This is a genomic window from Nonomuraea wenchangensis (assembly GCF_900111685.1).
In the GTDB taxonomy this organism is placed as follows: domain Bacteria; phylum Actinomycetota; class Actinomycetes; order Streptosporangiales; family Streptosporangiaceae; genus Nonomuraea; species Nonomuraea wenchangensis.
This window is the reverse complement of sequence record NZ_FOHX01000008.1, coordinates 134,875-154,884: the sequence shown is the minus strand read 5'-3', so window position 1 is coordinate 154,884 and position 20,010 is coordinate 134,875. Positions and strand designations below refer to the sequence as shown.

19 protein-coding genes are annotated in these 20,010 nt (G+C 74.9%); 10 read left to right on the top strand and 9 right to left on the bottom strand.

Going from position 1 to position 20,010, the window contains the following annotated elements:
* Positions 1-7: 7 nt before the first annotated feature.
* Entirely contained in the window at positions 8-1,567 is a 1,560-nt protein-coding gene (locus tag BMW85_RS24920) for an AMP-binding protein (protein ID WP_091085748.1), read from the top strand.
* On the opposite strand, the gene BMW85_RS24915 is transcribed toward BMW85_RS24920, so the two are convergent.
* On the bottom strand, positions 1,552-2,409 hold the full coding sequence (locus BMW85_RS24915; RefSeq protein ID WP_091085745.1) for an SGNH/GDSL hydrolase family protein: 858 nt from the start codon (positions 2,407-2,409) through the stop codon (positions 1,552-1,554). The genes BMW85_RS24920 and BMW85_RS24915 overlap by 16 nt on opposite strands.
* Before the next feature lie 145 nt (positions 2,410-2,554).
* Between BMW85_RS24915 and BMW85_RS24910 the strand changes: the two genes are divergently transcribed.
* Complete coding sequence (locus BMW85_RS24910) at positions 2,555-5,065, top strand: DUF7825 domain-containing protein (protein ID WP_091085742.1); 2,511 nt, start codon at positions 2,555-2,557, stop codon at positions 5,063-5,065.
* 24 nt (positions 5,066-5,089) lie between these two features.
* Here BMW85_RS24910 and BMW85_RS24905 read toward each other — a convergent pair whose 3' ends face one another.
* Positions 5,090-6,067 (bottom strand): helix-turn-helix transcriptional regulator, encoded by a 978-nt coding sequence (locus tag BMW85_RS24905; protein WP_091085739.1) that lies wholly within the window; start codon positions 6,065-6,067, stop codon positions 5,090-5,092.
* An 87-nt stretch (positions 6,068-6,154) separates the two neighbouring features.
* On the opposite strand from BMW85_RS24905, the gene BMW85_RS24900 reads away from it, so the two are divergent.
* Together BMW85_RS24900 and BMW85_RS24895 are read left to right on the top strand one after the other, a co-directional pair.
* Complete coding sequence (locus BMW85_RS24900; RefSeq protein WP_091085736.1) at positions 6,155-7,744, top strand: FUSC family protein; 1,590 nt, start codon at positions 6,155-6,157, stop codon at positions 7,742-7,744.
* Positions 7,741-8,322, top strand: coding sequence for a MarR family winged helix-turn-helix transcriptional regulator (locus tag BMW85_RS24895; protein WP_177240869.1), 582 nt, complete (start codon positions 7,741-7,743; stop codon positions 8,320-8,322). Before BMW85_RS24900 ends, BMW85_RS24895 begins: the two co-directional genes overlap by 4 nt.
* A gap of 61 nt (positions 8,323-8,383) precedes the next feature.
* Here BMW85_RS24895 and BMW85_RS24890 read toward each other — a convergent pair whose 3' ends face one another.
* The 5 genes from BMW85_RS24890 to BMW85_RS24875 all read right to left on the bottom strand — a co-directional run bounded on the left by BMW85_RS24890 (position 8,384) and on the right by BMW85_RS24875 (position 13,193).
* Positions 8,384-8,695, bottom strand: coding sequence for a tetratricopeptide repeat protein (locus BMW85_RS24890; protein WP_091085734.1), 312 nt, complete (start codon positions 8,693-8,695; stop codon positions 8,384-8,386).
* A 2-nt stretch (positions 8,696-8,697) separates the two neighbouring features.
* On the bottom strand, positions 8,698-9,678 hold the full coding sequence (locus tag BMW85_RS24885) for a pirin family protein (RefSeq protein WP_091085732.1): 981 nt from the start codon (positions 9,676-9,678) through the stop codon (positions 8,698-8,700).
* Between the two features lie 250 nt (positions 9,679-9,928).
* Positions 9,929-10,195 (bottom strand): hypothetical protein, encoded by a 267-nt coding sequence (locus BMW85_RS49695; protein ID WP_177240868.1) that lies wholly within the window; start codon positions 10,193-10,195, stop codon positions 9,929-9,931.
* A gap of 90 nt (positions 10,196-10,285) precedes the next feature.
* The gene (locus BMW85_RS24880) at positions 10,286-11,122 is read right to left on the bottom strand and encodes an SDR family NAD(P)-dependent oxidoreductase (protein WP_091085729.1); all 837 of its coding nucleotides are present in this window, start codon (positions 11,120-11,122) and stop codon (positions 10,286-10,288) included.
* A 31-nt stretch (positions 11,123-11,153) separates the two neighbouring features.
* Positions 11,154-13,193, bottom strand: a complete 2,040-nt coding sequence (locus BMW85_RS24875) for an AfsR/SARP family transcriptional regulator (protein WP_091085726.1) — start codon at positions 13,191-13,193, stop codon at positions 11,154-11,156.
* An 80-nt stretch (positions 13,194-13,273) separates the two neighbouring features.
* Between BMW85_RS24875 and BMW85_RS24870 the strand changes: the two genes are divergently transcribed.
* A complete protein-coding gene (locus tag BMW85_RS24870; protein WP_091085723.1) occupies positions 13,274-14,146 on the top strand; it encodes an alpha/beta fold hydrolase in 873 nt (290 codons plus the stop codon).
* A 3-nt stretch (positions 14,147-14,149) separates the two neighbouring features.
* Here BMW85_RS24870 and BMW85_RS24865 read toward each other — a convergent pair whose 3' ends face one another.
* Positions 14,150-14,821: an alpha/beta fold hydrolase gene (locus tag BMW85_RS24865; protein ID WP_091085720.1), complete on the bottom strand. Its 672-nt coding sequence runs from the start codon at positions 14,819-14,821 to the stop codon at positions 14,150-14,152.
* 82 nt (positions 14,822-14,903) lie between these two features.
* On the opposite strand from BMW85_RS24865, the gene BMW85_RS24860 reads away from it, so the two are divergent.
* Both BMW85_RS24860 and BMW85_RS24855 read left to right on the top strand, forming a co-directional pair.
* Positions 14,904-15,506 (top strand): TetR/AcrR family transcriptional regulator, encoded by a 603-nt coding sequence (locus BMW85_RS24860; RefSeq protein ID WP_091085716.1) that lies wholly within the window; start codon positions 14,904-14,906, stop codon positions 15,504-15,506.
* Positions 15,507-15,744: 238 nt separating this feature from the next.
* The gene (locus BMW85_RS24855) at positions 15,745-16,215 is read left to right on the top strand and encodes a pyridoxamine 5'-phosphate oxidase family protein (RefSeq protein WP_091086335.1); all 471 of its coding nucleotides are present in this window, start codon (positions 15,745-15,747) and stop codon (positions 16,213-16,215) included.
* Between the two features lie 65 nt (positions 16,216-16,280).
* Here BMW85_RS24855 and BMW85_RS24850 read toward each other — a convergent pair whose 3' ends face one another.
* Positions 16,281-17,072: an MmyB family transcriptional regulator gene (locus BMW85_RS24850; protein WP_091085713.1), complete on the bottom strand. Its 792-nt coding sequence runs from the start codon at positions 17,070-17,072 to the stop codon at positions 16,281-16,283.
* Positions 17,073-17,158: 86 nt separating this feature from the next.
* Between BMW85_RS24850 and BMW85_RS24845 the strand changes: the two genes are divergently transcribed.
* The 3 genes from BMW85_RS24845 (at position 17,159) to BMW85_RS24835 (ending at position 19,930) form a co-directional block, all read left to right on the top strand.
* Complete coding sequence (locus BMW85_RS24845; RefSeq protein WP_091085712.1) at positions 17,159-17,593, top strand: hypothetical protein; 435 nt, start codon at positions 17,159-17,161, stop codon at positions 17,591-17,593.
* A 604-nt stretch (positions 17,594-18,197) separates the two neighbouring features.
* Positions 18,198-18,677, top strand: a complete 480-nt coding sequence (locus BMW85_RS24840) for a MarR family winged helix-turn-helix transcriptional regulator (RefSeq protein WP_091085710.1) — start codon at positions 18,198-18,200, stop codon at positions 18,675-18,677.
* 2 nt (positions 18,678-18,679) lie between these two features.
* Positions 18,680-19,930, top strand: coding sequence for an epoxide hydrolase family protein (locus tag BMW85_RS24835; RefSeq protein WP_091085706.1), 1,251 nt, complete (start codon positions 18,680-18,682; stop codon positions 19,928-19,930).
* Positions 19,931-20,010: the final 80 nt, after the last annotated feature.

Genomic DNA, 20,010 nt, shown 5'->3' with positions numbered 1-20,010 from the left:
TGCGCGGATGTTCGCAAGGCTGGTCGAGCTGGGCGGTTTCGGGGTGGAGGCGGCGCTCACGCTGACCCGCAACGGGCTGCTGGGGCCGGTGCCGCCCGCCGCGCTGGCCCGTGTGGTGGAGGCGTACCGGCACTTCCACGTCACCCCGGCGGCCGGGGTGGCGATCGCGGCGGCCCGCTGGCCGGACCGCACCGCGGTGGTGGACGAGGCGGGCTCGCTGACGTTCGCCGAGCTGGACGCGCGGGCCGCCGGGCTCGCCGCCGAGCTGCGGCGGCGGCACGCGGTGGGGCCGGGGCGCACGGTCGCCGTCATGTGGCCCAACGACCGGGGCTTCCCGCTGGCGATCGCGGCGGTGTCGCGGCTGGGCGCGGATCTGCTGCTGCTCAACACCGGGCTCGCCGGGCCGCGGCTGCGCGAGCTGCTGACGCGGGAGGGCGTGGACGTGCTGATCGCCGCGCCGGACCTGCCGCCGGTGGAGTTCGACGGGCCGCGCGTGGGCGACCTCGACCTGCTCGCCGCCGCCGGCCTGGCCACCGGCTCCGCCGTCGAGCCGCCGCGCCGGCCGGGGCGGCTGGTGCTGCTGACATCGGGCACGACCGGCACGCCCAAAGGCGCTCCGCGCCGGCTGTCGCTGGCCGAGCTGGCCGAGCCGTTCGTGTCGATGCTGGCCACGGTGCCGCTGCGCGGCGGCGAGCCGATGCTCATCGCGCCGCCGCTGTTCCACGGCCTGGGCCTGCTCTGGTACGGCGCCGCTCTGGTGCTCGGCTGCCCGGTCGTGCTGCTGCGCGGCGGGTTCGACGCCCGCGCCGTGCTGGACGCGCTGGCCGTCGAGCGGGCCGCGGCGCTGGTCGCCGTGCCGGTCATGCTGCGGCGGCTGCTGGCCCGCCCGCCGCGCCGCCTGCCGGACCTGCGGGTGGTGGTCTCCGGCGGTTCGGCGCTCCCTCCCGGCCTGGCCGCCGCGTTCATGGACGCCTACGGCGAGGTCCTCTACAACCTGTACGGCTCCACGGAGGCCGGCTGGGCGGCGCTGGCCACGCCGGCCGAGCTGCGCGCCGCGCCCGGCACCGTGGGCCGCCCGCCGCGCGGCGCGACCGTCCGCGTGGCGGGCCCGGACGGCGCGGAGCAGCCGCCCGGCGAGGTGGGCCGGGTGCTGGTGTCCGGCGGGCTGACCTTCACCGGCGCGGCCGACGGCCTGCTGCCCACCGGCGACCTCGGCCACCGGGGCCCGGACGGGCTGCTGTTCATCGACGGCCGCGACGACGACATGATCGTCTCCGGGGGCGAGAACGTGTTCCCGCAGGAGGTCGAGGACCTGCTGGCCGGGTGGCCGGGCGTGGCCGACGTGGCGGTGCTGGGCGTGCCGGACGAGGAGTTCGGGCAGCGGCTGGCCGCGTACGTGGTGCCCGACCAGGACGCGCCGCCCTCGGCCGACGACCTGCGCAAGGCGGTCAAGGCCGAGCTGGCCGCGTACAAGGTGCCGCGCGAGGTGGTGTTCGTCGAGTCGCTGCCGCGCAACCAGACGGGCAAGATCGACCGGTTGAGCCTCCTGGATCAGCTCGCGGGCTGAGCGGGCCCGGGCTCGCGCAGGTGCTCGACGATCAGGCGGGCGACCGCCGTCATGCCGGCCAGGGTCGGATGGTACGGCACCGCCGCGCCGCGCCGCAGCAGTGAGCCCTCGTACCCGGTGACCCAGGGGTCGGGGGACAGCGGCCCGTGGTCGAGCCCGGCCGCCGAGGCGCGTACGAGCTCGGACCCGCTGCGCTCGGCCGCCGTGGCGAAGGCGCGGGACAGCAGCTCGGCCGTACGGGTGACCTGGCCCAGCTCGCCGGGCGTGAGCGGCAGCCGGGGCGCGGGGACGCCGGCCCGCTCGTGGCTGCCGGCGACGGGCAGGTAGTCGACGAACAGCACCCGCGCGGCCGGGGCCCGCCGCCGGACGGCCTGTCCGACCGCCGTCATGGCCCGCTCGGCCGCCTCCACGCTCTGCCCGTCCACCTCCAGCGACACCCGGCCGCGCACCCACCGGGCGGCCCGCCGGGAGATCCGGCCGAGACGCCGGGCGGTGGCGTCGGCGGCCCCGGCGGCGATCAGGCCGCCGATGTAGCCGAGGTCGTTGCCGCCCACAGTGATCGTGACGAGCGCGGTGCCGCTCGTCACGGCCTCGATCTGGGCGGGCGTCCCGCGCCGCCCTTCCAGGACGTCGACCGTGGTCGCGCCCGAGAAGCTGACGTCGGTCAGGCGGAGGGAGAGCGCGCCGGCCACCTGATGGGCGTAGTTGCGTCCGGAGCGGCCTGCCCGCCGCTCGACGATCGGCGCGATCCCGGGGCCCGCGGCGAAGGAGCTGCCGAGCGCGACGTAGCGCGCGCCGGCCGTGATGGGCCGGGTGGCGTTCGCCTCGTCCGCCTGCGTCATACGCTCCCCTTCACCGTTCTGCCCGCTGTTGTCACCCTGCCCCAGAAGGTCGTCGGACGGCAAGATCACCGGCAGCCGGGAACTGTCGGAGACTCCCGCTAACGTCCCCGCTCATGATCAGCCGTCACGGATCGGAGGTTCCCGCATGAGCACCTGGGACGACCTGCTCAAGCTCGTACAGGTCGGCGACGTGGACGGCACGATGCGCCGCGTCGGCGAGCTGACCCCGGCCGAACGCCGTTCGGTGGCCGCGGAGCCGGCCAGGCACCTCGCCCGCCGGCGCGCCGCCGGGATCTCCTCGTGGGACCGGCGTCAGGAGCTGTCGCCGCTGCTGCTGACGGGCGCCGGCGTCGTCGGCGGGGCGTCGGCGGTGGCGTCGTGGCTGCTACGGCGCGACTTCCGCGACCTCAACGAGCGGAGATGCGTTCCGCGCGTGCTGGAGGTGCTGCGCGCCCGGCCCGACGACTGGCGTGCCGACCTGGCCGTGCGCCTGGCCCGGCGGTTGCGGCTCGCGGACGGCTGGACGTGGCGGTTGGCGGCCGAGCTCGTCCGCGAGACGGGCGTCGAGCCGCCGCAGGACGCCGACGTCTTCAAGACCGGCTGGTTGCGCACGCTGGAGCCGGACCGGGCGGCGGGCGATCCGCTGCTGGCCGCGTACGGGTCGACGCTGTTCGAGATCGACGGGCTCGCCACGCTGCCGCCGTGGGACGTCAACGACAACGTCGTCCGCCTGGTCGAGGCCGGGCTGCTGGAGCGGACGGCCGTGCTCGACGGGCTGGTCAGGAGGCTGCTGCGCGACGGCCCGGCCGCGCTGCCGGCGCCGGCGGGCCTGCACGACCGGCTCGGCCCCGATCTCGACGAGATCGCCCGGCACGCCGAGGACTACGTGGCGCTGCTGCCCGCCGGGCCGGTCGCGGTGGCCGATCTGGCGCTGGCGCAGCTCCGGCGGCTGGAGGAGGCCGGGCGGCTGAGCGAGGAGTCGTTCACCGAGGCGCTGGAGGCGCTGGTGTTCCGGCCGGAGAAGAAGCTGCTGCGGGGCATGGTCGCGTGGGCGGGCGACGCGGTGCGGCGCGACGGTGGCCGGACGGGGGCGGTGCTGCGGGCGATGACGGTGCTGTTCGCCCAGAACTCCCTGGCGCTGCAGGAGCGGGCCGTGCGGCTCGCGGTGCGGCTGGCGCCGCACGCGGACCCCGGGGCACGCGCGGAGGTCCGCGCCGCCGCGGGCTTGCCCGCCGACCTGCGGGAGAAGATCGCCGCCGGGTACGGAGGCGCCATCGACGCCGACGAGCCGGAGGTGGTGCCGCTGGCGGCGGCGGTGGACGGGCGGCGGCTGCCGGCGCCGTACGGGTCGGCGGAGGAGCTGGCGCGCGGCCTTGACGTCTTTCTCTCCGACGAGGACCCGCACACGTTCGAGGCGCTGCTGGCGGGGCTCGCGACCTGGTCCGAACGCGATCCGGAGGGGCTGCGCGCGGCGCTGCGCCCCTGGACCGAGCCGCTCGACGCGAGCTTCTTCGGTCACTGGGAGTACGGGTTCGGCGGGCACGCCGGCTACGCGCTGCGGCGGGCGTTCCTGGCCTTCGCCGCGCCGGCGGCCAGCAGGTCGCTGACCTCGCGGCGCAGCCAGTGGCCGAGCTCCCGGGCCGTGCTCGACGAGCCGCCGGTGCGCCGGTGCGTGGAGCTGGCCGGCCGCTACACGGACGGCGGTCGTTACCCGGTCGTCCTGGCGACCCCGACGGCGGTCACCGGCCATGTGGCGCCCGGCGTGCTGCTGGACCGGCTGGAGCGCCTGGAGGCCGATGGGGTGGAGGCGCTGCCCGCCGACCTGACCCAGGCCCTGCTCCGCCTGCCCCGTGAGGTCGCCGCCGCCGACGTCGCCCGCGCGGGGCGGCTCGTGTCGGAGGCGGGCCGGGCGTGCGCCGCCTGGATGCGGGGGGACCACCTCGGCGATCCCGAGGTGACGGTCGGCCGGGGTCGCGGGTCCTGGCTGATGGCCACCATCGGCGCTGGCGGCACGCCGGGGCGCGTCCGGGAGTTGCTGGAGACAGGGGCGGCCCACTCGCGGTCGACGGACTGGTGGCCGCTGGTCATGCCCTCGCACCGCGACGTGGTGGCCGCCCACCTGGTGACCCCGCTCTGGCACGGCACCGAGGGCACGGACAGCGACGCGCGCGTGCTGGTGGATCTCGTCCACGGCGAGGGGCCGCTCGGCACGGGCCTGGCGTACGCGTTGGCCTGCGGCATGGGGCAGGCCCAGGCGGCCGGGCGGGCGGCGGCGGCCGACGCGCTGCTCACGCTGGCCGCGCGCGGCGAGGTCCCGGCCGCCGAGCTGGCCAAGGTGGTCACGAAGCTGGTCAAGGGCGACTACGTCAAGCTGAACCGGGTGGTCGCGGTGCTCGACGACGCGACGCAGGCGGGCGCGCACGAGGCCGTGTGGGAGGTGGTGGTGCGGCTGCTTCCCGGGCTGCTGCCAGGAGAGGGCGAACGGCCGCGTGCCGGGCTGGCGGACCTGCTCGCGGCGGGTGCGCGGGCGGCGAGGATCGGGCGGGTGCGCGCGGACCTGCCGGAGGTGGCGGCGATCGCGGCCCGCAAGGGCTCGTCGCGCCTGGTCCAGGAGGCGAGGCGGCTCCAGAGGCTGGTCCAGGAATCTACAATGTAAAGGCGCTGGGCCGCTGGCGACGAATCAGCCCAGGGCAGCCTTGGCATAGCGGCGAGCAAGACGCTCGAAGGCGTCCCTGAGCTCCGGCGGGCCGACGACCTCGATGTCGGCGTCGAACCTGCCGAGCCCGGCGGCCAGGCCGTGCCACGACCAGGAGCCGAGGACCAGCCGGCAGCGGCCGGGCCCGAGTTCCTCGACGATGCCGTCACGGAGATAGGGGGCCACGTCGGCGGCGGGCAGGTGGAGGATGACCTCGCCCTGGCAGGGCCAGTCGGCGGTGCCGGCGTCGGGGTCGGAGCCGCGGAAGCGGGCGGCGATGAAGGTGGCCACGTCGCCCATGGGCGGTTCGCGTGGGGTGAAACGGGGGCCGGTCGGGATCTTCGGGGTGATCCGGTCGGCGCGGAAGGTGCGCCAGTCGTGGCGGTCGAGGTCCCAGGCGAGGAGATACCAGCGCCCGCGCCAGGTGAGGAGGTGGTGGGGCTCGACCCGGCGCGGCGGGGCGTCGTCCTCGGTGCCGGGGCCGTAGTCGAAGCGGAGGATCTCGCGGGCGTGGACGGCCGCGCTGATGGTCATGAGGAGGGCGCTGCCCGCTCGCGCGGGTGGCCGGGTGGTGGGGGGTTCGACGGTGGTGACGTGGAGGGCGTCGATGCGGTGGCGCAGGCGGGCGGGCATGACCTGCCGGACGGTGGTGAGGGCGCGGGCGGCGCCTTCGGCGATGTCGGCGCCGGTGGCGGTGGCGTGGTGGAGGGCGATGGCGAGGGCCACGGCCTGGTCGTCGTCGAAGAGGAGCGGGGGCAGGTCGGTGCCGGGGGTGAGGCGGTAGCCGCCGTCGGGTCCTTTGGCGGCGGTGATGGGGTAGCCGAGTTCGCGCAGGCGGTCGACGTCGCGGCGGACGGTGCGAGGGCTGACGTCGAGGCGTTCGGCGAGCAGCGCTCCCGGCCAGTCGCGGCGGGTCTGGAGCAGGGTGAGGAGGGAGAGCAGGCGCGCGGACGTCTTCGGCATGGGTTCATTGTGCCGGGAGTGGAGGCCACGTCCTGTCCGCTTCAGCGATGGTTATTTTACTAGTGAAACATCCGCTAAACTTATGGGATGCGTTCTCCTGCCTTCGCCGTCCGTCTGCCGGTCCTGTCCGCGTTGCGGCTGGCGCCGCTCGGCGACGTCTGGCACAAGCCCGCGTTCAGCTCGGTCGTCGCGCTGCTCGTGGTGCTGGGGCCGCTGGTGGCGGCGGGGCGGCTGGACCTGGTCCTGTACGGCGCCGCCGGCGCCATGTGCGCCCTCTACGGTCACGGCCTGCCCTACCGGGCGCGGGCCGGGGCGCTGGCGTGGGTCGTGGCCGGGATGCTGGCCGGCGTGGGGATCGCGCTGGTGACCGCCGCGCTCACCGACGCCGTGGCCGTACGGGTGGCGGTGGCGGCGGTGCTCGCGGGGCTGCACAAGGCGGTGTGCGACGCCACGCGCATCGGCCCGCCGGGCAACGTGGTGCTCACCTTCCTGGCGGCGAGCGCGGCGTTCGTACCGCAGCGACTCGCCGACGTGCCGCTGCACGTGGGGGTGGGAGTGCTGGGTGGGGTCGTGGCCTGGGCGGTGGGGATGGCGCCGTGGCTGGTCCGGCGGGACGGGCCGGAGCGGGTGGCGGTGGCCCGCGCCCTGGAGGCGACCGCGCGCCTGCTCCGCGCCCGGCAGGACGGGACGGACGGCGTTCGTGAGGCGCGGCACGCGGCCGCGGCGGCGGTGAACGCCGCCTGGCAGACGCTGCTGCGCGCGGGCGCGGGCCGTGAGGAGCTGCGCGGCCTGCTGGTACGGGCGGAGTCGGGCGTGAGCGGCGGCGCCGGGCCCGAGGCGCTGCGCGGCTGGGCGCGCGAGCTGCGAGAGGGGCGGCCGGTGCCCGTGCCGCCGGCCGGTGACCGGAGCACCGCGGCGGCCGAGCGGGCGGAGCTGGCCGGGATCGCCGCCGAGGAGAGCGCCGGGCGTGGGCTGCGGGGGCTGGCGCGGGACGTCGCGGGCCGGTGGCGGGTCGTGGTGATGGTGTTCGCCGGCTCGGCGGCGGCCGGGTGGGGGTCGATGGCGTTCGGGGTCGGGCGGCCGTACTGGGCGGTGGTGACGGCGGCGTCGGTGTTCGCGGCCAGCACGGCCATGTCGTGGAGCCGGGCGGTGCAGCGGGTGGTGGGCAACCTGCTCGGGGTGGCGCTGTTCACGGTGCTGGCGCCGGTGACGCGGCTGGGTGCGGTGGCGCTGCTGGTGACGGTGCTGGCGCTGCAGTTCGTGACGGAGCGGGCGATGACGCGGAACTACTGGCTGGGGAGCGTGTTCGTGACGCCGACGGCGATCCTGATGACGCAGTTCGCGGGGACGCAGCCGGTGCCGGTGCTGGTGGCCGATCGGTGGCTGGACACGTGCCTGGGCGCGATGGCCGGGTTGGTGGCGTGCGTGGTGCTGCGCGATCGGCGGGCCGCCGGGCGCGTCCACGACGGGCTGGAACGGCTGGAGCGGCTGGTGGCCGAGCCTCGTCCGGCGGCCGACCGGCTGCGCGCGGCGTTGGTGGGGTTGCGTGAGGCGGCCGACCTGGCGGCGGGGGAGTGGCGCGGGGCGGCGCTGCCGGAGGAGCGGATCGTGGCGGCCGAGCGGGCGGGTCACCGTCGTCTGGCCGAGCTGACCGCCGGTCCCGACGGGAGGCGGTGACGGTGACGCGGGGCGCGTACGATCAGTCCGTCGGCGGGGTCGAGCCGGCGGGGATCGACAGGAAGGGCGGGCAGGTGGAGGACGCCGTGGCGGTCGCGCTGCGCCAGTGGCGGCAGGTCCTTCCCGACGCCGACCTCGACGCGATCGCCGTCATCGGCCGGCTCAACCGGTGCGCGGCGCTGCTGCAGCAGGCGACGGACGCGCCGCTGGGCCGGGCGGGGGTCAACCGGGCCGAGTACGACCTGCTGTGCGCGCTGCTGCGGGTCGGCGGCGAGCTGACGCCGGGGCGGCTGGCGCGGGAGACGTTCGCGTCGGGGGCGGCGGTGACCAAGCGGGTGCGGCGGCTGGAGCAGCTGGGGCTGGTGTCGCGGCGGGTGGACGAGCGGGATCGCCGGGTGGCGCATCTGTCGCTCACCGAGCGCGGGCGGGAGTTCGTCCTGGAGCTGGTGCCGGAGCAGCTGGCGTACGAGAACGCGTTGCTGGCGGGGCTGGCCCCGGGGCGGGAGCGTGAGCTGGCCGGGCTGCTGGGGGAGTTGCTGCTCATGTTGGAGGGGCGGCTCGGCGGCCTGATCGGCTGACGGGCCGCGCCGGCCGGGTCCCGGACGCGGGGCCGGTGGCCCGCGCGTCCGGGTGGTGGGTTCAGTCGGCGCCCGTCATGGCGGCGTGCAGCCGCAGGTACGGCGCCGCCTCCTGCGGGCGGCTGCGGCGCTCGAGCGTCCGGCCGAGCAGCAGGTACGCGTACGCCTCGGCCGGGTCGCGCTCGATGACCTGCCGCAGCTCGGCCTCGGCCCGCCCGAGCTGGGCGGAGTGGTAGTAGGCGCGGGCCAGCAGCAGCCGGGCGCCCACGTCGTCCGGCGCTTCGGCGACGACGCCGGCGAGCTGGCGGGCGGCCTCGATGTAGTCCTTGAGCTGGAAGAACATGCGCCCGCGCGCGTAGGTCTCGGCGAGCATGGTCACTCCTTTCCCTGGCTGGTGTGGGGGAGGCGGGCGGCGGGGACGACGCCGAGGCGGCCGGCCTGGTAGTCCTCCATGGCCTGGACGATCTCGGCGCGGGTGTTCATGACGAACGGCCCGTAGTGGACGACGGGTTCGCGGATGGGCTGCCCGCCGAGCAGCAGCACCTCCAGGTTGGGCTCGGCCTGCGGCTGGGTGGGGTCGGCGGCGAGGGTGAGCGAGTCGCCCGCGCCGAAGACGGTCAGTTGTCCCTTCGTGATCGGGCGTCGCTCGGCGCCGGCGGTGCCGTGGCCGGCGAGCACGTACGCCAGGGCGTTGAAGCCGGGGTTCCACGGCAGGTCCAGCCGCGCGCCGGGGCTGAGGGTGGCGTGCACCATCGTGATCGGGGTGAAGGTGACGCCGGGGCCGGGGTGGCCGTCCAGCTCTCCGGCGATGACGCGCAGCAGCGTGCCACCGTCGGCGGAGGCCAGCAGCGCCGACTGCCGGCCGCGGATGTCCTGGTAGCGGGGGAGGTGGAACTTGTGGGCGCGGGGCAGGTTGACCCACAGCTGGACGCCGTGGAACAGCCCGCCGGAGACGACCAGGTGCTCGGGCGGCTTCTCGATGTGGAGCAGGCCGCTGCCGGCGGTCATCCACTGGGTGTCGCCGTCGGTGATCGTGCCGCCGCCGCCGGCGGAGTCCTGGTGCTCGAAGATGCCGTCGATGATGTAGGTGACGGTCTCGAAGCCGCGGTGCGGGTGCCAGGGTGTGCCCTTCGGCTCGCCGGGGGCGTACTCGACCTCGCCCATCTGGTCCATGTGGATGAAGGGGTCGAGCAGCGACTGGGGCACGCCGGCGAAGGCGCGCCTGACGGGGAAGCCCTCGCCCTCGTAGCCGGTGGGCGCGGTCGTCACCGAGCGCACGGGGCGCGGCCTGGCGGCGGCCGGGTCGGGGGTGGCGACGCGTGGGAGCGTCAGGGTGTCTGCGGTGACGGCGGGCATGACACACCTCTCAGGTTGAAATTTCAACTTCTTGCGCCGTGTAACCCACGCGGGGCCGCCGGCATTCCCGACGGGGGAGGACGTCGGATCTCGCTGTCCGCGGGACCGTCAAAGTCGGATGTCGGCGGCACGGGAGGAGTCGGCTGGCGGCGGGCGCGGTGACCGGGGCAAGGTGACGGAGCCGGGCGCCGGGTTCGGCACGCCCGCGTACCGCCGCGATCGCGCTGGCCTGCGCGGGGGTCTTCGCCGCCTACCTGCCGGTGACCACCGTCGCGGTGAGCCTGCCGGCGATCCAGCGGGCGCTGGACGCCACCACCCCCGAGCTGTCGTGGGTCCAGAACGCCTTCGTCCCCGCGAGCCGCTCGGCCAGGGCGTCGAGGCGATGTGCTGGCTGACCTGCGCCCCGTACGCGCTCGCCGAGGCCGGGCAGGCGGTGGCGGGGCACGGTGAGGTGCGGTTCGCCGCCGCCGTCACGGGCCGGGGCCAACCTCGCGGTGCTGGTGCTCTGCCGCTTCACCGGCGACCTGTACTCCTAGCTCAGCGAGCGGCTCGGTGGGCTGACCGGCGTGCAGAGCGCGGAGACGACCCTCGCACTGGGCCGCGTTACCTACGCCCCTTGAGCGGGGTCGGCGGCGAGCATCGCCTCGCTGCGCTCCCACAGCAGCCGCGCCGCCTCCGGGTCGCCGGCCAGGCGGTGGGTGGGCGCGGGCCGGCGTTTCGCGTAGTGGCCGCCGGGCTCCCAGCCTTCGCCCGGGGGTGTGGTGGCCAGCCAGACGAGGGTGTCGGCGCCCTGCTCGGGCGTGAGCATCAGCCGCTTGAGCGGCGAACGGTAGGTCAGCCGGGCCACGCTGTCGGTGCCGTCGGCGAAGTTCGTGGCGACCACTCCGGGATGGAAGGAGGCCGCGCTGATCCCGGCGGCCCCGTGGCGGCGTTGCAGCTCACGGGTGAACAGGATGTTGGCCAGCTTGGAGCCGGAGTAGGCGCGGGTGCCGGAGTAGCGGCGTTCGGCGTCGAGGTCGTCGAGGTCGAGGCGGGCGCTCAGGTTGAGCGCGCTGGAGGTGTTGATCACCGTGGCGCCGCTGTCCGCCAGGCGCGGCAGGAGCAGCGTGGTGAGCAGGAACGGCGCCAGATGGTTGACCTGGAAGGTGCTCTCGTGGCCGTCGGCCGTCACGCGGCGCGAGCCCATGATGCCGCCGGCGTTGTTGGCCAGCACGTCGATGACCGGGTGGCGTTCCAGCAGCGTCTCCGCCAGCGCCCGCACCTCGGCCAGCCGGGCGAAGTCGGCGACGTGGAAGTCGGCGCCGAGTTCTCCGGCCAGCGCCTCGGTCTTGCCCGGTGAACGCCCGACGAGCACGACCCGCGCGCCGCGCTCGTGCAGGATGCGGGCGGCGGCGCGGCCGATGCCGTCGCTGGCCCCGGTGACGATCACGGTCCTGGCCGCCATCGCAGCGTCCCTTCGCCGGAGATCTTCCACCCTAACCGGCCCGCCCCTGCCTGGATACGCGCGTGAGCGCGGCCAGGTGATCGGAGACCGGCCCCAAGGTGAGCAGGCCGCTGCCCGCGCCCGCCAGCTCGCCGGCCGCCGGGGCCAGGGCGTCGTGGGCCCGCCGCGCCGCCTCCCGGTGGCCGGTGCCGACCGCCGCCCGCGCCACCAGGCACCACATGGCTTCCAGCAGCAGGTCGCGCGGCGGGTCCGGCACCTCCTCCAGCGCCGCCGCGGCCGGGCCCGCGCGTCCCGCGGCGGCCAGGATCAGGGGACGGACCCAGGGCTCGTACGGGCCGTAATCGGCGTCCCCGGCCGGGGGCGGCAGGCCGCGCCGCACCCGCGCGCAGAGCAGCGCCAACGCCGCGAGCCCTCGCTCCAGACCCGGCATCCCGGCCCCCACCAGCAGCCCGGCCGCCTCCCGATAGGCCACTTCCACCTCGTCCGCAGCCGCCTGCCCCCCTGCGCCGGGTGGGCGGTGAGGTGTGGAGCCGGGGCCGGGCGGCGCGCCCGTCACGTCCAGGCGCAGCGCCCGGTACCAGCCGGTGAACACGCCCACCAGCGGCCGTTCGTGCCGCTCGGCCAGCCGCCCGGCCGCGGCGGCGTGCTCGTCGGCCGCCAGGAAGTCGCCCAGGGCGCAGCGGGCCTGCAGCCGGACGAGATGGCCGAGCACCTCGAAGGTGTCCAGCCCGTGCCGTCCCGACAAGGCGACCAGCTCCGCGCCGATCGCGTCCCGCCGCCCGGCCAGGCCCGCCCGTTCGAAGCTCTGCATGAAGACGGCGTTGAGCGCGAAGGCCAGCAGCGCGGGATCGTCCAGGTCGCGGGCCAGCCGCTCGGCCTGCCGCGCCGCCTCAGGGCCGCGCGGCCCGTGCCCGCCCCGCGACTCCAGCCCGACGGTGGCCAGCAGCCGCGCCCGCGTCGCCTGCCGCGCCCTGGTGCCGTCCGGGGGCAGCGCGGCGAGGGTGCGTTCGGCCGCCGCCACCACCCGCGCCGCACGCGCGGGGTCGTCGGACCGGGTCCAGATCGCCGGTACGTCGAACGCCCCGATCACCCGCGCGGTCAGCTCGGCGTCGCCCAGCTCCTCGGCCGCCGCGACGGCCGCCGCCCGGTGCCGGCCGGCCGCCTCCAGCCCCGCGCCGCCGGTGACGGCCAGGTCGCGCATGAGGTTCACGGTCGACTCCAGCCGCGCCCGCGCTCCCGGCGGTGCGCTGCGGTCGTAGGCGGCGGCCGCCTGGGCCCACACCGCGTCGGCCGTACCGGAAGCGGCGGGGTCGAGATGCGGGGCCTGACGCAGGATGTCGGACTCCAGCCTGCGCAGCGCCGGGCCCGGGTCCACGCCCAGCTCCTCGACCAGCAGTGCCCGCGCCCGCCGCAGCACCGCCAGCGCGTCCCCCTGCCGCCCCGCCCGGTACAGCGCCAGCGCCAGCAGCCGCCAGCCGTCCTCCCGCCAGGGGTGCTCGGCCACGTGCGCGTCCAGGTCGGGCACCGCCTCGGCGGCCGGGCGCACGGCCAGGCGCGCCTCGGCCCGCCGTTCGACGGCGTGCAGCCGCAGCTCCGTCAGCCGTGAACGTTCGGCCCGCGCCCACTCCTGCCCGGCGAACTCGGCGTACGCCGGTCCTCGCCACCAGCCCAGCGCCTCCTCCAGCCGCTCCAGCGCCTCCCGTGGCGGCAGCGTGCCGGAGTCCGTCACCGCCTGCTCGAACCGCCAGGCGTCCACGGCGCCTGCCGCGGCGCGCAGCGCGTACCCGGGGCCCTCGGTGACCAGCAGCCGGGGCGCGGCGCGGGGCGGCCGGTCCGGCTCCAGGGCGCGGCGCAGCGCCGCCACGAACGTCCGCACCGCGCTCACCGCGCCCCGCGGCGGGTCGCCGTCCTCCCACAGGTCGGCCACCAGCAGGTCCACGGGTACGACGCGGCGGCGGGCGACGATCAGCCGGGCCAGCACCGCCCGGTGCCGTGGCCCCTTGACGTCGATCGTGTTCCCGGCGTCGTCCCAGGCCGTCACCGGCCCCAGCACCCCGAACCGCACCCCCACCTCTCCGACCGTAGCGTGCTCATCGGATGCTCATCGCCGCCCGGCAGGCTGGGAGCCGACCCCGAAGGAAAGGAAACCTCATGCGGATCCCAGGCTTCGACTACCGCCGCGTCCCGGTGACCGGCGACGTGGCGCTGAACGTGGCCGTCGCCGGCTCCGGCAGCCCCGTCGTGCTGCTGCACGGCTTCCCGCAGACCCACCTCATGTGGCGGCACGTGGCGGCCGACCTCGCCACCGCCCACACGGTGATCTGCCCCGATCTGCGCGGCTACGGCGCCAGCGACAAACCCGCCGAGACCGGGCCGGACACCTACAGCAAGCGCACCATGGCCGCCGACGTCGTCGCGCTGGCCCGCGCGCTCGGGCACGAGCGCTTCGCGCTGGCCGGTCACGATCGCGGCGCCCTGGTCGCCTTCCGCGCCGGGCTCGACCACCCGGCCGCGGTCACCCACCTGGCCTGCCTCGACGTCCTGCCCACGCTCGACATGTGGGAGGTGATGCGTGGCGCGGACGCGGCCGTCGGCTTCCACCTGTACCTGATGGCGCAGCCGCCCGGCCTCCCCGAGACGATGATCGCGGCGAGCGCGGACGCCTTCTTCGGCCACTTCCTCGATCTGTGGACCGGCGACGCGGAGGCGATCCCGCCCGGCGTCCGGGCCGCCTACCTGGACGCCTGCCGTGCCGCCGTGCCCTCGATCGTGGCCGACTACCGCGCCTCGGCCGGCGTGGACGCCGAGCACGACCGGGCCGACCGGGCGGCGGGCAGGCGACTGACCATGCCGGTCACCGTGCTGCAGCAGGACTGGGGCGCCGCGCTCGGCTACGACGCGGCGGCCCTGTGGCGGGCCTGGGCAGGCGATCTGGACCACCGGACCGTCACCTGCGGCCACTTCATGGCCGAGGAGTCCCCTGCCGAGGTCGCCAAGGCCCTGCGCGACCTGCTCACCCGCTGAGCCTTACCGTCCGGCCGATTCCGTGAGGATCCGCACCAGGTCGTCGGGGGCGTCGCGCATCAGGTTGTGGCCGCCGTCCACGGCGAACACCCGCCAGGCGGGGTCCTCGCGCAGCCGTTCGTACGTGGTGGTGAAGGGGGACGGGCCGTCCCAGCCGGTCGCGTACGCGTACGTCCGCCGCCGCACCCGCTCCAGCCCGCCGGTCAGGCGCAGCGGCTGGAGCACCGAGGCCAGCGGGTGCGGCGTGGCGCGCGGGTCGAAGAACGGCAGGGGGCGGGTGGCGCAGCCGTCGCCGGTGACGTCCAGGTACCAGCGTCGCTCGTTCTCCGAGGCCAGGTCCCAGCAGGAGTCGCCGTCGCCGGGGACCATCGCGTCCAGGTAGACCAGCGCGGACACCCGCTCCGGCATCCGGTCGGCGGCGCCGGTGATGACCATGCCGCCGTAGCTGTGCCCGGCCAGCACCGCGTCGCGTACGTCCTCGGCGGCCAGCAGGGCGGTCAGGTCCTCGATGTGGGTGTCCAGGTTGACGGTGCCGCTGAGCAGGTGGGCCCGCTCGGCGACGCCGGTGAGGGTGATCGGCAGGACCCGGTGGCCCCGCCGGCGCAGCTCCGCGCCGAGGTCGGCGTAGCACCAGCCGCCGTGGCACATGCCGGGGACGAGGACGATGTCGGTCACGGTCGCTCCTGGAATAGATCGAACTGATCGGTACGATCCGGCGATCGTAGCAGTCATCGCACCGAACGGTACGATCCAAGTCATGCCGGTCCCCAAGGGCTCGACCATCGACCCCGCGCGCACCCGCGCCGCCATCCTCCAGGCGGCCACCGCCCTGCTGTACGAACGCGGCCTCGACGGCATCGGCGTCGCCGAGCTGTGCACCCGCCTCGGCGTGTCCAAGGAGACCCTCTACCGCCACTTCGGCACCAAGGACGGCCTGGTGGAGGCGGTGCTGGAGGCGCGCAGCGACCGGGTGATCGCCTGGGTGGAGGCGGCCGTCGCGGCGGCGGGCGACGAACCGGCCGCCCAGCTCGCCGCCGTGTTCGATGCCTTGCAGCACTGGTACGAGGAGCCCGCCTTCCGCGGCTGCGCCCTGGTCAACGCCGCCGCCCAGCACCACGTCCCGCAGGTACGCGCCATCACCGCCCGCCACCTGGGCCGCCACCTCACCCTGCTGACCGGCATCGCGGAGCGCGCCGGAGCCGCCGAACCCGGCCTGCTGGGCCGTCAGCTCCTCATGCTGGTCGAAGGCGCCACCGTCGTCGCCGCCCACCGCGACACACGCGGCCCCGGCGCCGAGGCACGCGCCGCCGCCCTCACCCTCCTCGCCGCCGCCCGCGAACGGCCGGGACCGGACACCTGAACCCGAGGACTTCCCGAGCATCGGCCCCCAGATCACGCCGCTGTCCTCGAACAGGTCAGGCGGCCACGACACCGAACCACCTCCCGTCCGGCCCCACCCGCATCCAGAAAAGCGCCCTCCGCGCCGGGCGGGCCTCCTCATCACGCGCCCGGCAGCCGGGCCCCATGACCAGCCTTCCCTGAGACGCGCGACGCGATGAGCCCCGGTCCTGTCGGAGGCTTCGGGCATGATGGCGGGCATGGCGTCATGGCAGGAGTTCGAGCGGCAGGCCCCCGAGCTGGGCGAGGTCGCGCGCCGGCTGGTGGAGGCCTACCGGCACAAGGTGCTGGCCACGTTGCGCAAGGACGGCTCGCCACGGGTCAGCGGCACCGAGACGACGTTGAAGAACGGCGAGCTGTGGATCGGGTCGATGGGCGGCGCGGTCAAGGTCCTCGACCTGCGGCGCGATCCGCGCATGGCCATCCACGTGACCTCGCGCGCCCCCGAGGGCGACGACCCGTCGTCCTGGGAGGGCGACGTCAAGCTGGCGGGACGCGCGGTGGAGGTCACCGGAGCGGACCTGCTCGCGGCACTGGAGGAGCCGGAGGAGGGGTCGCATCTGTTCCGGATCGAGCTGACCGAGGTGGCCTGGACCCACGTCGAGGGCGACGAACTGGTCATCGACTTCTGGCATGAGGGTTCGAGCCCACACCAGCTCCGCCGCCACTGACAACCCGTACCGACGCACGAACCGTACCGGCCGACACGTGCGTCCCGATCAGCGGACCGACCCGATCAGTGGGCCGTGCCACGTTCCCGCAGGATGCGCGCTGAGCTCTCGTCAGCGGGCAGGAACGCCTCCAGCCGCAGCTCCGCCAGCGTCACATCCACCGCCGTCGCGAATGACGTCAGCGTGGTGATGAGCCGCAACTCACCCTCCGGGACGCGCAGCCGCAGCGGCACGGCGAAGCCGAGATGCCCGGAAGGCGCCCCCAGCCCGGGCAGATAGCCGTCCAGCTCGGCGACGAACTCCTCCAGCTCCGGATCGGGGCTGCGGTCGAGCTGATCACGCAGGCTGCCGGTGATGTGGCGGCCCCACTCGGCCAGGTTCGCCACCCGGCCGGCCATGCCGTCAGGGTGCAGCGCCAGGCGGAGTACGTTGACCGGGGGTTTCAGCAGCTCCGGGGCCGCGCCCTCGCACAACACCCCGAAGGCCGCATTGGCGGCGACCAGCAGGCCGTGCGGCCGCACGACGACCGCAGGACAGGGCAGATGGCCGTCGAGGATGCGGTCCAGCGCCTCGCGTACCGGGCCGAGCTCGGGCGCGTCCAGCGACGACTCCGCGTAGACCGGCGCATAGCCGGCGGCCAGCAGGAACGTGTTCCGCTCCCGCAGTGACAGGCCCAGCGACTCCGCCAGCCGCACCACCATGGCCCGCCCCGGCCGCGAACGCCCCTGCTCCAGGAAGCTCAGATGCCGCTGCGTCGTGTCGGTCCTGATGGCCAGGTCGAGCTGACTGAGGCGGCGACGCGCACGCCAGCGCCGCAGCTCATGAGCGAAGTGGTTGGGCTCGGCCGACACCGTCATGAACCCATTCATACCGAACGGCGTCCGTCGCGCGATTCCCTACAGGGAATCGCGACACCGCACTCGTCCGGCGCACACTGCCGGTCATGAGCAACCTCATCGAGATCAAGGAATGGGCCGGCCGCTACGTCGCCCAGTGGAACGAACCCGACCCGGACCGACGCGCCGCCCTCATCCGGGAGCTGTGGGCGCCCGACGGCGTCCAGGTGCTGGTCGATCCGCCGCAGGCGGTCCGGGAGGAGGCGGCGAGGCTGGCGTTCCCGGTGCCGCCGCTGGAGGCGCGTGGCCACGACGGCCTGGACGCCAGGGTGCGGCGGGCCTACGAGATGTTCGTCGCGCCGGGGGAGCACGTCTTCCAGGCGGAGGGGGAGCCGTTCGCGCTGCTGCCCGGCCTGATCGCCGTACGCTGGTCGATGGTGTCGACCAGCACCGGCGAGACCGCCGGCGGCGGCCTGGACCTCCTGGCCCTGGACGACGACGGCCGCATCCGCACCGACCACCAGTTCATCGGCACGAACTGACAGCGCCACCGCCCTACCGCGCCGGGGGCCGGGGTGAGGCGGAATGGCGGCGTCACCCGCCTGTCTCGGCGCCGAAGCAACCCCGATAGACGGGTGGCACCACACCCGCCCCAGCCCCCGGCACCGCCTCATACCGCCCCAGGCATCGCCACACACCGCCCCGGACGGCACCACACACCCACGCCAGGGGCCGTGCCGAGTACCTGCACCGAAGCGGCGCCGAACACCTGCGCCCGAGCCCGTGCCGCGCACCCGCGCAAAGCGGTACTGAGCACCTCCGCCAGAGCCCTTGCTGCGCACCCGCGCAAAGCGGCGCCGAACACCCGCGCCAGGCCCGTGCCGCGCACCCATGCCAGGGCCCGTGCTGTGCACCGCCCGCGCGCCAAAGCGGTGCTGAGCACACACGCACGCACCAGGGCCCGTGCCGCGTACCTGCACCCAGATGGCGCTGAGCCCACGCACCAGGGCGGCACCCGGCACCTACCTCGGAACGGCACTGGACTCCGCGCGCCGAGCCTGTGCCGCCCACCTCCCATCAGGGCGGCGCCACCACGGGAACAGAAAAACAACAGCAACTTAATTAAGATTCTTATACACTCCTCCAGTGCCGTCCACACCGCAGCCCGGCGAGCTCGATGTCGCCCATCTGACCTCCGTGCTGGAGGAGTTCACCCGGATGTTCATCCGCCTGCCTGCCGTGCAACGGCTGAGCTTCACCACGCTGTCGGTGCTCCACACGCTGGCCGGGCAGGGCCCCAAACGTCTCACCGAGCTGGCCTCGAGCGAGCAGGTCACCCAGTCCGCCATCACCCAGATGGTCACCAAGCTGGAACGCGACGGCCTGGTGGAGCGCCGGCCGGACCCGTCGGACCGTCGCGCCGTGCTCGTCGACGTCACCGCGGCCGGCACCGCGATCGTGCACGGGCGGCGCGCCGACCGCAGAGCGCATCTCGCAGAGCTCACCGGCGAGCTCACCCCCGCCGAGCGCGCGACCATCGCAGCCGCCCTGCCCGCCCTGGCCCGCATGAGCGAGGTGAACAGGCGGCTCGCCGGCGAACCCGACGTACCGGACAGGAGAAGATGAGCATGCCCACACCGGAGCCCGCCGCACGCGGGAACCGCCCGTTCCCCTTGGAACCCACGCCGATCCACGTGCCCGACGACGTCCTGGACGACCTGCGCCGCCGCCTGGAGCTCACCCGCTGGCCCACCGACGCCGGCAACGAGGATTGGTACTACGGAGTCAACGCGGCCTACCTGCGTGAGCTCGTCGACTACTGGCGCACCGGCTACGACTGGCGCAAGGCCGAGGCCGCGATCAACGCCTATGAGCACTACTGGGTGACCGTTGACGGCGTACCGGTGCACTTCATGCGCCGCCCCGGAGTGGGCCCCAACCCGACGCCGCTGATCCTCACCCACGGCTGGCCGTGGACGTTCTGGCACATGTCCAAGGTCGTGGACCCGCTCGCCGACCCGGGCGCTCACGGCGGCGACCCGGCCGAGGCGTTCGACGTGATCGTGCCTTCCTTTCCCGGATTCGGATTCTCCGGCCCGCTGCCCGCCCGTCCGGACATGAACTTCTGGAAGGTCGCCGACCTCTGGCACACGCTCATGACCGGCGTCCTCGGCCACGACCGGTACGCCGCCGCCGGCTGCGACGTCGGCGCGCTGGTCTGCGGGCAGCTCGGCCACAAGTACGCCACCGAGCTGTACGGCATCCACATCGGCTCGGGCCAGATGCTGACGATGTTCAACGGCGACCGGGCCTGGGACCTCAGCGGCGGCCGGCCCATCCCCGAAGGGCTGCCGGCCGACGTTCACGCCCAGGTCGTGGCGTTGGACAGGCGCTTCGCCGTGCACCTGGCCGCGCACGTGCTGGCCCCGAGCACGTTGGCGTACGGGCTGTCGGACTCGCCCGCCGGACTGCTCGCCTGGATCCTCGAACGCTGGATCAAGTGGAGCGACAACGGCGGCGACGTCGAGACCGTCTTCACCAAGGACGACCTCCTCACCCACGCCATGATCTACTGGGTCACGAACTCGATCGGCACGTCCATCCGCACGTACGCCAACAACAACCGCTACCCGTGGACCCCCTCCCACGAACGGTGGCCACCCGTGGAGGCGCCGACCGGCATCACGTTCGTCGGCTACGAGAACCCGCCCGGCGTCACCACCGACCAGCGCGTCCAGCACTTCCTCGAAAGCGGCCGGGCCGCCTGGTACAACCACGTCAACCTCACCGTCCACGATCACGGCGGCCACTTCATCCCCTGGGAGATTCCGGAAGAGTGGGTGGACGACCTGCGCCGAACGTTCCGGGACCGCCGCTGACCACGAGCTTCTTCTTGTGCCGCAAGTCGCGTCACCCGTCCCCTTGTCCCCTTGTCCCCTTGTCCCCTCGGCACGGGCAC